The sequence below is a fragment of the Aeromonas sp. R4-3 genome, from assembly GCF_040908275.1.
Lineage (GTDB): Bacteria > Pseudomonadota > Gammaproteobacteria > Enterobacterales > Aeromonadaceae > Aeromonas > Aeromonas rivipollensis.
Genome location: NZ_JBFODK010000014.1, coordinates 1 through 10,940, shown reverse-complemented (window position 1 = coordinate 10,940; position 10,940 = coordinate 1). Strand labels below are relative to the sequence as shown.

General features: G+C 57.9%; 12 protein-coding genes, 4 tRNA genes and 1 pseudogene. 7 read left to right on the top strand and 10 right to left on the bottom strand.

Annotated elements, in window-relative coordinates; translation table 11 throughout:
* From AB5Y91_RS02790 to AB5Y91_RS02775, 4 genes and pseudogenes are all read right to left on the bottom strand, one after another.
* Nucleotides 1–604, bottom strand: a 604-nt coding sequence (locus tag AB5Y91_RS02790; RefSeq protein ID WP_368169018.1) for an IS5 family transposase, incomplete at its 3' end; no start/stop codon positions are given.
* A 196-nt stretch (nt 605–800) separates the two neighbouring features.
* Entirely contained in the window at nt 801–1,469 is a 669-nt protein-coding gene (locus AB5Y91_RS02785; protein ID WP_257697731.1) for a hypothetical protein, read from the bottom strand.
* Nucleotides 1,466–1,705 (bottom strand): transcriptional regulator, encoded by a 240-nt coding sequence (locus AB5Y91_RS02780; RefSeq protein ID WP_368169020.1) that lies wholly within the window; start codon nt 1,703–1,705, stop codon nt 1,466–1,468. The genes AB5Y91_RS02785 and AB5Y91_RS02780 overlap by 4 nt, the downstream gene beginning before the upstream one ends.
* 77 nt (nt 1,706–1,782) lie before the next feature.
* Nucleotides 1,783–2,802 (bottom strand): annotated as a pseudogene (locus AB5Y91_RS02775) (IS66 family transposase); the annotation flags it as partial.
* A 943-nt stretch (nt 2,803–3,745) separates the two neighbouring features.
* On the opposite strand from AB5Y91_RS02775, the gene rraB reads away from it, so the two are divergent.
* Nucleotides 3,746–4,081 (top strand): ribonuclease E inhibitor RraB, encoded by a 336-nt coding sequence (gene rraB / locus AB5Y91_RS02770; protein ID WP_106887713.1) that lies wholly within the window; start codon nt 3,746–3,748, stop codon nt 4,079–4,081.
* 190 nt (nt 4,082–4,271) lie between these two features.
* Here rraB and AB5Y91_RS02765 read toward each other — a convergent pair whose 3' ends face one another.
* Nucleotides 4,272–6,038: a putative bifunctional diguanylate cyclase/phosphodiesterase gene (locus AB5Y91_RS02765; RefSeq protein WP_368169017.1), complete on the bottom strand. Its 1,767-nt coding sequence runs from the start codon at nt 6,036–6,038 to the stop codon at nt 4,272–4,274.
* Nucleotides 6,039–6,204: 166 nt separating this feature from the next.
* On the opposite strand from AB5Y91_RS02765, the gene AB5Y91_RS02760 reads away from it, so the two are divergent.
* Nucleotides 6,205–6,699, top strand: a complete 495-nt coding sequence (locus tag AB5Y91_RS02760) for a hypothetical protein (RefSeq protein WP_106887711.1) — start codon at nt 6,205–6,207, stop codon at nt 6,697–6,699.
* A gap of 149 nt (nt 6,700–6,848) precedes the next feature.
* Here AB5Y91_RS02760 and AB5Y91_RS02755 read toward each other — a convergent pair whose 3' ends face one another.
* From AB5Y91_RS02755 to rsgA, 5 genes are read right to left on the bottom strand one after another with little or no spacing between them, the layout of a single operon-like run.
* Nucleotides 6,849–7,247 (bottom strand): hypothetical protein, encoded by a 399-nt coding sequence (locus AB5Y91_RS02755; RefSeq protein WP_168234467.1) that lies wholly within the window; start codon nt 7,245–7,247, stop codon nt 6,849–6,851.
* 2 nt (nt 7,248–7,249) lie between these two features.
* Complete coding sequence (locus tag AB5Y91_RS02750) at nt 7,250–7,513, bottom strand: DUF2960 domain-containing protein (protein WP_234677166.1); 264 nt, start codon at nt 7,511–7,513, stop codon at nt 7,250–7,252.
* The gene (locus AB5Y91_RS02745) at nt 7,503–7,775 is read right to left on the bottom strand and encodes a VF530 family DNA-binding protein (RefSeq protein ID WP_163147077.1); all 273 of its coding nucleotides are present in this window, start codon (nt 7,773–7,775) and stop codon (nt 7,503–7,505) included. Before AB5Y91_RS02745 ends, AB5Y91_RS02750 begins: the two co-directional genes overlap by 11 nt.
* The gene (asd, locus tag AB5Y91_RS02740; RefSeq protein ID WP_368169019.1) at nt 7,772–8,644 is read right to left on the bottom strand and encodes an archaetidylserine decarboxylase; all 873 of its coding nucleotides are present in this window, start codon (nt 8,642–8,644) and stop codon (nt 7,772–7,774) included. The genes AB5Y91_RS02745 and asd overlap by 4 nt, the downstream gene beginning before the upstream one ends.
* Before the next feature lie 42 nt (nt 8,645–8,686).
* A complete protein-coding gene (gene rsgA, locus AB5Y91_RS02735) occupies nt 8,687–9,721 on the bottom strand; it encodes a small ribosomal subunit biogenesis GTPase RsgA (protein WP_210428253.1) in 1,035 nt (344 codons plus the stop codon).
* A 91-nt stretch (nt 9,722–9,812) separates the two neighbouring features.
* Between rsgA and orn the strand changes: the two genes are divergently transcribed.
* From orn to AB5Y91_RS02710, 5 genes are all read left to right on the top strand, one after another.
* On the top strand, nt 9,813–10,358 hold the full coding sequence (orn, locus tag AB5Y91_RS02730) for an oligoribonuclease (protein WP_111912002.1): 546 nt from the start codon (nt 9,813–9,815) through the stop codon (nt 10,356–10,358).
* A gap of 177 nt (nt 10,359–10,535) precedes the next feature.
* A tRNA-Gly gene (locus AB5Y91_RS02725) sits at nt 10,536–10,611 on the top strand.
* 36 nt (nt 10,612–10,647) lie between these two features.
* A tRNA-Gly gene (locus AB5Y91_RS02720) sits at nt 10,648–10,723 on the top strand.
* A 31-nt stretch (nt 10,724–10,754) separates the two neighbouring features.
* Nucleotides 10,755–10,830: transfer RNA gene (locus AB5Y91_RS02715), tRNA-Gly, on the top strand.
* A 38-nt stretch (nt 10,831–10,868) separates the two neighbouring features.
* A tRNA-Gly gene (locus AB5Y91_RS02710) sits at nt 10,869–10,940 on the top strand.

Genomic DNA, 10,940 nt, shown 5'->3' with positions numbered 1-10,940 from the left:
CATGCTCGTTGGCCGCGGTGGTGACTAGGCTGTGGGTCAGGCCACTCTTGGCATCGACACCAATGTGGGCCTTCATGCCAAAGTGCCACTGATTGCCTTTCTTGGTCTGATGCATCTGCGGATCGCGTTGCTGCTCTTTGTTCTTGGTCGAGCTGGGAGCCTCAATGATGGTGGCATCGACCAAGGTGCCTTGAGTCATCATGACGCCAGCTTCGGCCAGCCAGCGATTGATGGTCTTGAACAATTGGCGGGCCAGTTGATGCTGCTCCAGCAGGTGGCGGAAATTCATGATGGTGGTGCGGTCCGGCAAGGCGCTATCCAGGGATAACCGGGCAAACAGACGCATGGAGGCGATTTCGTACAGAGCATCTTCCATCGCGCTATCGCTCAGGTTGTACCAATGCTGCATGCAGTGAATGCGTAGCATGGTTTCCAGCGGATAAGGTCGCCGGCCACTACCAGCCTTGGGGTAAAACGGCTCGATGACTTCCACCATGTTTTGCCATGGCAGAATCTGCTCCATGCGGGACAAGAAAATCTCTTTTCTGGTCTGACGGCGCTTACTGCTGAATTCACTGTCGGCGAGGGTAAGTTGAAGACTCATGATGAACCCTGTTCCATGGCTCCAGATGACAAACATGATCTCATATCAGGGACTTGTTCGCACCTTCCCTAGAGGAGTGAAAAAGCTACTGACACCGTTTTTGCCATTCTGCTTTGACACGTACATTGCCTCATCAGCATGCGCAAGCAGTTTACCCGAATTAACGTATCCACAAGCGAGTATTGGATGGCTCTTATCATATTGCGTCCCAGGCATTGACACAGCAATAAGATCCTTGGCCCAACACAAAGCCATTGCTGACAGCAAATGCGAAATGCTCTTTATGTTCAAGGCCATAGACTATGGTTTTCTTGACTCCCCATGTACTCAGAATTTTTCTTAGCTGTGTAGAGTCCTGCATACCAAATGCATACTCAAAAATATCACTGTTTATTATCACACCATCGAAAAATGGATAAACAAATTTTGAGATATTTGATAAATGCCATTCATTACTGGAGATTAGCCAGAGTCGCACACCTAGTGACTTTAGTTTTATAATGTTATCCCGGGCGGTGTCAGACAACTCGAATATTGAGGTCTGTAGTTTTATAGCAATATTTAACCTGAATTGAAAAATGAATGGAATTAAATCTGTCCATACTGATTTTATCTCAAGAAAGCTGAGTGTCATCTCGACAGAAAGTCTGCGATGAAAAAACGCATCTTGTCTATTCAGCTTTTGAAAGAACTCCAGTTGACGCATCAACATGAATCTCTCATCATGTCGAATACTTTCGATTTCATTATTGTTAATAGCCTGCGTTCTTAATTCGAATGAAAATATATTGCCGCTATTTAAATTCACTATCGGCACCAATGTATACCTAATTGAACCAGAGTATGGAGTGCTTGCCTGAATCATTGAACCCCTCCACGGCGTGGGTAAAAAATATAACCAAATTTGGCTATGGTAACGATGCACCGACAGTCAAGTCCTGCTTTTCTAAATATTTTTCTTATACCAGACAATGTCACCAGAACCGTATTTTCGTGTACGTTTTGCTCACGCCAGACATGGTGAAGTAATTCCGTCTTAGATATTACATATCCACTGTTTTTTGCCAAATATTTAAGCAGGCTTACCTCTTTAGATCCCATTTTAATGGTTTGAGAGCACAACATACCAGAACTGTCGGTAAGCGTCCAGCGAAGGCCGTATTGACAGGAGCGACAGGTTATTCAGCAGGTAGAGCAACACGCCAAGGCAGCAGTTCGCCGACCCGGTTCACCGGCCAGTCTGCGATCACATTCAGTACATGCCGCAGGTAATGCTCCGGATCTACCCCGTTCAACCGGCAGGTGCCGAGCAAGCTGTACAACAAGGCTCCCCGTTCACCACCATGGTCAGAGCCAAAAAACAGGAAGTTCTTTCGCCCCAAGCTCACCAGCCGTAGCGCATTCTCCGCTATGTTGTTGTCCACTTCTATCCAGCCGTTTTCGGTGTAGTACGTCAGTGCTGACCACTGATTCAAGGCATAGGCGAAGGCCTTAGCCAACTCGGAGTGACGCGAGAGCGACTTCATCCTATCCCGTAACCAGATCTCCAGCTCTTTCAGTAAGGGCTTTGCCCGCCGTTCTCGTTCTGCCAGCCGGTGTTCTGCTGACATGCCGCGCAGTTCTGCTTCAAGGCTGTAAAGCTGACCAATTCGTTTGAGGGCTTCGTCTGTGTTATCCGATGGCGTTCGGATATGCACATCATGGATCTTTCGCCTGGCATGAGCCCAGCAAGCGGCCTCCTTTATCGTGCCGGCAGCTCGGTCTTCACGATATAGCTCATTAAATCCTGCATATGCGTCTGCCTGTAGGACGCCGCTGAAATCGGCAAGATGGCTTTGCGGATGGACTCCCTTTCTATCAGGCGAGTAAGCGAACCAGACGGCTGGCGGCAGTGCGGAGCCTGCGTTGCGATCATCGCGTACATACGTCCACAGACGTCCTGTTTTTGTCTTTTTATTGCCAGGGAGCAGTACCGGCACCGGGGTATCGTCTGCGTGTAGTTTGCCATCGGTCAGCACATACTGCCGCAGCGCTTCCTCCAGCGGTGACAGTAATCGGCAACACGCATCTACCCAGCCAGAGAGCACAGAGCGGCTCAGCTCCACGCCCTGACGGGCATAGATTTCCGACTGGCGATACAGCGGGGTGTGCTCTGCATACTTGGAGGTGAGTACCCGAGCCAGTAAGCCTGGTAATCCCCCCGAAAAAACGAGAGCCGGTCAATTTATGGAGAAAATAGCCTACACTCAGCGCCACCTATTCCACATTGGCGAATAGGAATGAGAGGATCGATGGTTTAATGTGTGATTTGGATAGATGAAGCAGCGGAGCAGAGATCAGGGGATTATTAATCCCGAGCTCGGTGAGCAACCTTGCCAGAGATTGACCAGAGACGCATAACAAAAAGGCCTCGCATTGAAAGCGAAGCCTTGTGGGGTGTGCTATCCAGAGCTGTGGTATTAAAAGTGTCATGAGGATTTTCAATCCCCTGCTCTACCGACTGAGCTATCTGGGCAACGGCGCGCATTAAACCCTTTCTGCGTCTAGGTGTCAACCGCTGGGGGAATAATGTGGTGCCGTTCGCTCGATAACCGAGCAATCGACCCTGTTTCCCCCGATTTTTCCGCCCTGTCGCACTGTTTTCATGGGCAACGCGAGTAAAAGGAGGCCAGATCCCTTGAACGAGTGTCATGGCTCAGTGACGGCCATGACCTGATGTCCAATCACAAGGGGCGAGCCGATGAGCGGGCTCCTTCTTCTGACGGTGTGTCATTCAAACGAGTTCTTTTATGCTCCCGGGCTGACCCTTTGTCATCAGTAGCTCCATGGTGGAAAACACTGACCCACAAAGAGCCTGCAATGTATTTTGTTTTCCTTGAGCTGGAGGGCGACGGTATCTGTGGTATCGCCTGTCAAAGGCGGGTTATTGCACTTTTTGACCTTTTTGCGGACACCGCCATTTGGGCGGGGGTCGGGCAAGGCAGTTATCTTGGTCCGCCGCATTGAGCCCGTTGCGCTCTGCGGGTATGCTTTGCCGCAACCATCCCCCTGGCGGCGACCCGGGCCAACGCGGCCGCAGCGTGCCTGCCAGCAGGGGCTGACATCCATCCAATACCGCCTGGGGTTTATATGAGTATCAACATGCAAGAGTGGCGCGACGAGACCACCGCCATCGTCAACGAGCTGCTGGCCGATGGCAGCAACCCGAGTCTGGACTACGAGATTGAGCACCACTTTGCCTGTCAGAACTTCGATCTGCTGGAGAAGGCGGCGGTGGACCTGTTCAAGGCCGGCTTTGAGGTGACAGATGCCGAGGAGATGGAGCTGGATGACGGTGCCACCATCTTCTGCTTCGATGCCACAGTGGAGTGCAAGCTGGATATCGAGACCATAGTGGCCGATATCGAGAAGATGCTGCCGATCCTCGAAAAATACGGCGTGGACTACGACGGTTGGGGCACCTACTTCCAGGAGTAAGAGTGTCTTCCTAGTTGCCGGCGAGAAGATGCTGACCGTTTTTCCCTCGAAAAATACGGCGTGGACTACGACGGCTGGGGCACCTACTTCCAGGAGTAAGGTGTACTCGTCAGCGCATCGAGAAGATGTTGCCCATGCCCTCGACAGATAATAAAAAGGCCACCTCGGTGGCCTTTTTGCTGTGTGCGAGTCAGTCGGGCAACTGGTAGTTGCGGGCAAACTCGGCGGGGGGCAGGGGGCGGCTGAACAGGTAACCCTGCAGGCGATCGCAGCCCGCCTGTGCCAGCCAGGCCTGCTGCTCCACGGTTTCCACCCCTTCGGCGGTGATCCTGATACCGAGTTCATGGCCGAGCCCGATGACGGAGCGGACGATGGCGGTGGTGGCCTGGTTGCTGGCCAGCCCGTGGCGCTCGATGCAGTCGAAGATCTGCGGGCAGAGTTCGGGATCGCGGAACTGCAGCGGTGACAGGTTGATGGAGAGCACCAGATCCGGGGCCGCCACCTGCCAGCGTGCCAGCTGGGCACAACCCAGCTCCAGCATCAGCTGGCCGAGCTGGCCGATGAGGCCCAGCTCTTCCGCCAGCGGAATGAACTCGTCGGGGGAGATCATGCCGAACTCCGGATGAGGCCAGCGGCAGAGCAGCTCGGCCCCGTGCAGCCTGTTGCTGTGGGTGCAGATGATGGGCTGGTAGACGGCGGTCAGCTCGGCCGACTTGATGGCCAGCGGCAGCTGGGCGGCGATGAGCTGACGGCGCTTGAGCTTGGCGTCGAGCTCGGGGTCGAACAGGGTGCAGTGCTGCTGCTGGCGCTTGCCCTGGGCCAGCGCGGCTTCAGCATGGCTCAGCAGGCGCTCGGCCTCCTTTGCCTTGCCGTGGGCTATGCCGAGGAAGACCGGGATCTGGATCCTGTGCTCCTCGACCTGGTAAGGGGCCATCAGCTCTTGTTGCAGGTTGCGGCTCCACTCATCCAGGGAGAGGGGGAGCTCGGGCAGCAGCAGGGCGAAGTCATCGGCGGCGACCCGGCAGAGCAGGGACTGGGGCGGCGCCAGCCGTTGCAGGCGGCGCGCCACCTGGCTGAGCAGGCGGTCGGCGACCCGGATGCCGAAGCGATCGTTGATCTCGCGAAAATGTTGCAGATCCACCAGCAGCAGGCTGGCCTTGCGGGCCCCGAGGTGGCGGCTGGTCTGCAGGAAGTGGGAGAGCTTGAGCAGGCCGGTGAGGCTGTCGTAGTGCTGCTCCTGTTGCAACTGGGCCTGGGTGGTACGCAGCCCTGTGATGTCACGGCTCAGGGTGAGAATGCCGAGGGAGTTGCCCTCGTCGTCCGGCACCTCGACCCGGGTGACCTCCAGGTGACGGCCCTTGCCCTGGGCATCCACCACGCAATACTCCCCCTGTCCCAGGGTCTGTTCGACGGGCAGGCGGGGCGGCACTCGCCGACCCAGGGCGTCGCTTGCCGACAGTCCCATGAAGTCGAGGAAGGCCTGATTGCAGTCGATGAGTACGCCCTGGTGATCTTCGAGGCGAATGAGGTCCGGGATGGCATCCAGCAGGCGGCGTTGCAGCAGCTGCTGCTGGCGGAAGGTCTGCTCCAGCTCCTTGCGCTGGTCGATGGCGCTGACCATGGCGAAGAGGGCGAGGGGGTCGCCCTGCTCGTCATAGAGTGGCACCTTGTGGATCTCCATCCAGTTGGCGCCGGCGCCGCCGTGGCAGTGCAATTGCTGGTGCAGCAGGGGTTTGCCTTCGGCCAGCAGGCGCCCGTCTTCCTCGCGGAACAGATCGCCCCAGGGCATCTCGGCGTCCGTCTTGCCGATGAGATCGCCCGGCTGTGACAGCCCGGCCTCCCGGGCGAAAGCCTTGTTGGCAAACAGGTACCGTCCGGCCGTATCCCGGCAGAAAATATTCATGGGTAACTGGTCGATGATCTGCTGCAGCAGCGCCAGGGAGAGCGAAGAATTCACGTGAGCACTCACGGAGGAGACTTCGAGCAAATCTATGATAACAGGCCAGTTTTGTAAAGCGTGGGTTAAGAATCCGCCATTTATGTGGATCCCTGCTGACAGTCTGTGTCGTGATCGCCATAATAGCCGCCGGTTGGCCTATGGCCTTATGGACGAGAGAAGCAGCATGAAGAAGATAATGGGGGGCGCCCTGGCCCTGTTGATGGTGGGTTGTGCCAGTGACAACAATGGTGGCGAGCAGTACCGCTATACCCCGCCGGTTGCCAAGGCGACCAACAACACCCAGGAGATGGCAATTCCGGTGGATCTGGTGTGGGCCCGCGCCGAGAAGTGGTTTGGCGATCACGGCCTGAACATCGAAAACAGCCAGCGTGGCTCAGGTCTGATGACCGCCAACGTCGAAAACGCGGCCGAGGGGCTGGAGTGGCTGGATTGCGGCACCATGGGTTCCAAGGTCGCACTGGGCAACCCCAATCTGCAGATCAACCTGATCATCACCCAGAGCGGCAACAACAGTGTGGCGACCGTCAACGTCAAGGGCAACACCCAGCTCTACTTCGTCGAGTCCTCCGGCGAGCGCGTGCTGGCTCCCTCCATCACGCCGGTCTGCGTCTCCCGCGGCAGCCTGGAGCAGAGTCTGTTCGCCACCCTGGGCAACTGATCCTGCCCTGCCGGAGCGCATGAAAACCCCGTTGCCTGCAACGGGGTTTTTGTTTTGGGTCGCGAGCGCCTAGAGCCCGAACCGGCTCTGGGCCAAAAACAACACCCCCGGCTGAGCCGGGGGTTTTGTCGTACTGGCGGCGGTTGCCGTTAGAGTGCGCTGTCACCGTGAAACAGTGCCCGCTCGCCGGACTTGAGCACATAACCCTTCCAGGGGAAGAGCTGGTAGGCTCCTCCCTGCCAGGACCAGTTCCCTTCCTCGCCCTGGCGGTCAAGGGGGATCAGCTCGCCGCTTGGCAGGGTCAGCTCGGCCTTGCTCTGATCGGCGTTGAACAGCACGAAGGCGCTGCCGGTCTCGGTGGCCTCGAGGGATTGCAGGCGCACCGCCTGCTCGAACAGGCGTACGCACTGGCCGAGCAGGGGGGACCACTGGTAACCGGCGCTGGCACGGCAGCCGTGGGCATCCTGATCGTTGCCGACCAGCTGGGGAGGCTGGGTGCTGCAGGCCGCCAGCAGCAGGGAGGCGGCCATCAGAGTCAGGGTTCGCATACTTACTCCTGCTTGTCTTCGAGAGTGTCCCGTTCGATGATGACGTTGGAGAAGCCCAGCTCCTTGAAGTAGTTCTCCCTGTAGTCCTTCACGCTCTTCTTGTCGCGGCGGCACACCTGGGCCAGCTGGGCCTCCATGGCGTGGAAGCTGGAGAGATCCAGCCCCTCGGCCGCGGCGATGGCGTCGTAGATGCTGTTGAACTTGTCGTTGGCGTAGCCTATCTCTTTGGCCTGCTTCTTGTAGGTGTAGGTAATCTTAAACGCCACTGGGGTCTTCCTTCTGTTTGGCCTGTTTGCGTTGCACGTAGAGATAGAGACTCTCTACCTTCTCTCGCGCCCAGGGGGTCTTGCGCAGGAACTTGAGGCTCGACTTGACGCTGGGATCCTCGGTGAAGCAGCGGATGTTGATCTGCTGCCCCAGGGCTTCCCAGCCGTAGTGCTCGACCAGGGCGGTGACAATCGCCTCCAGGGTCAGTCCGTGCAGCGGGTTGTTTTTCTGCGAGGCGCCTGGCTTGGACTGGTCACTCATGCCTGATCCGCCAGCTTGGCAAAGGGCTGACCCATGCGGGTGGTGACGCCGTTGGCCAGATGGGGTTCGAAACCGGCCAGCATGCCGGGGCCAAACAGGCAGACGACTGTGCTGCCGAGCTTGAACAGACCCATTTCGGCGCCTTTTTGCAAGGTGATGGCCTCGTCGCCGGTGTAATCCCAGCGCACCACTTCCTTCTGCTTGGTCGGCGCTATGTTGCCGGCCCAGATGGTTTCGATGCTGGCGACGATAGTGGCGCCAACCAGCACCAGCGCCATGGGGCCGTGGGGGGTGCGGAAGGTGGCGACCACCCGCTCGTTGCGGGCGAACAGGTTGGGTACGTTTTCGGCGGTGAGCGGGTTGACGGAGAAGAGATCCCCCGGCACGAACACCATGCTCTCCAGCACGCCGTCCAGGGGCATGTGGATGCGATGGTAATCCTTGGGCGCCAGATAGATGGTGGCAAAGTCGCCATCCTTGAACGGCGCCACCAGATCCTCGAAGCCACCCAGCAGCTCGCGGGCGCTGTAGTCGTGGCCCTTGGCCTGGATGATGCGGCCCTGATGGATGGGACCGAGTTGGCTGACGGTGCCGTCCACCGGCAGGGCCAGGGTCATGGCATCCTCGACCAGCGGACGGATCCCCGGCTTGAGCTCGCGGGTGAAGAAGGCGTTGAAGCTCGCATAGTGGGCCGGATCTTCGTGCAGCGCTTCGCTCATGACGACGCCGTACTGCTTGATAAAGGCCTCGATCACCCGGGTAGTGAGGTTGCCAGCCTCGGCGGCGGCAAGCTTGCCGACCAGGCGGGAGAGGGCGTGTTTGGGCAGGCAGTATTGACCGGCAATTTTCAGGTTGTCAGTGATGCTCATGATCTTCATCTGCTCTTTCTAAAAAGAGGGAGGTTGATTGGGTCACAGCCGGGCTTGTTGCCGACCGTGGCGGGCTTCCTGCATGGTTTCCAGGATGCGGTGATAATTGTGGAAGCGGTCAGGGCTGATGGCGCCACTGCTGACCGCCGCCCGCAGGGCGCAGCCGGGATCGTCCTTGTGGGTGCAGTCGCGGAACTTGCAACTGCCGAGATAGTCGCGAAATTCCACGAAACACCAGGTGATGCGATCGGCTTCCAGGTGCCAGAGGGCGAACTCGCGGATCCCGGGGGAATCGATGAGATCGCCGCCGCTCGGGAAGTGATAGAGCCGCGCCGTGGTGGTGGTATGGGTGCCCAGCCCCGAGTTTTCGGAGATCTCGCCGGTGAGCACGCCGAGCCCCGGCATCAAAGCGTTGGTCAGGGACGACTTGCCCACCCCGGACTGGCCGACGAAGATGCTGATCTTGTCGGTCAGGGCGGCCTTGAGCTGGTCGAGCCCCTCGCCGCTCTCGCAGCTCACCAGGATCACCGGGTAGCCGAGCTTGCGGTAGGCGGCGAGCTGGCCCTCGACCCGGATGCGGGCCGCCTCGTCCAGCATGTCGACCTTGTTCAGCACTATGAGGGGGGCGATTTCCACATCCTCGGCGGCCACCAGATAGCGGTCGACAATGTTGGTGGAGAACTCGGGCATCACCGCCGAGACGATGACTATCTGGTCGATATTGGCGGCGATGGGTTTGACCCCGTCGTAGAAGTCCGGCCGGGTCAATACGGAGTGACGGGGATGCACCGCCTCGATGACGCCGGCGGTCGCGGCATTGAGGCCGGGACGCCAGACCACCTTGTCACCGCACACCAGGCTGTTGATGCTGCTGCGACGCAGGTTGCTGCGGTGTATGGTGCCGTCGACGGCTTCCACGTCCGCGTGCTGGCCGAAGCGGCTGATCACCACCCCTTCGATGGCCGGGCCGAACAGGGTGTCATCCACTACTGTGGTGTGATCTTTTTGCAGCCGCCGCTCGCGGTTGGCCTGAACGCGCCTCTGTTGACCCAGATTGAGTTTTGCTTTCTTTGCCACTCGATTCGCCAGTTTATGAACAGATCCAAAGCCAGTATGATACATGCAAATTGGCAAAATTCCGCCATTCCTCCCAATAGAGAGAGCAATCATGACAGTCAGCGCGCAGAACCTGGTATGGATCGACATGGAGATGACGGGTCTCGACCCCGAAGAGAACGTGGTTCTGGAGATTGCCACCATCATCACCGACAAGGATCTGAACGTGCTGGCACAAGGGCCCGTCATCGCCATTCACCAGAGCGATGAAGAGCTGGCCAAGATGGACGACTGGAACGTCAACACCCACACCAAGAGCGGACTGGTCGCCCGGGTCAAGGCGAGCGAGCACGACGAAGCCCGCGCCGTGGCCGAGACCCTCGACTTCATTCGCCAGTGGGTGCCGGAGCGCACCAGCCCCCTGTGCGGCAACAGCATAGGCCAGGATCGCCGCTTCATGGTCAAGCACATGGGCGAGCTGGAAGCCTTCTTCCACTACCGCAACGTCGACGTCAGCACCATCAAGGAGCTGGTGCGCCGCTGGCAGCCGGAGCTGCTGGATCAGTTCACCAAGAGCGGTTCCCACCAGGCGCTGGACGACATCCGCGAGTCCATCGCCGAACTGCAGTTCTACCGCAGCCACGTATTCAAAATCTGAGTCCCCGGCAAGGGGTTGCCGTCGCTCGGTTGCTAAAATCGGCAGTTCGGCCAGCTTTTGAGCGAACGGCTGCACAGTGACAAAAAAGCCCTTGCAATTGGAATGACTGCTCTTATAATTCGGCTCCCGTACAGTAGCGCAAGCAACCAAATGCTGTACGGCCGTTTTAAGGCAGTTGCGGGAATAGCTCAGTTGGTAGAGCACGACCTTGCCAAGGTCGGGGTCGCGAGTTCGAGTCTCGTTTCCCGCTCCAAAATCTGATGATGACACTGGTTCAATCCAGCCCGATGCGGGAATAGCTCAGTTGGTAGAGCACGACCTTGCCAAGGTCGGGGTCGCGAGTTCGAGTCTCGTTTCCCGCTCCAATCATCAGTCAGCCTCAAGACAATCTATGTTGCGGGAATAGCTCAGTTGGTAGAGCACGACCTTGCCAAGGTCGGGGTCGCGAGTTCGAGTCTCGTTTCCCGCTCCAATACGTATTAGTAAACTACTGCAGATGATTATTCCGATGCGGGAATAGCTCAGTTGGTAGAGCACGACCTTGCCAAGGTCGGGGTCGCGAGTTCGAGTCTCGTTTCCCGC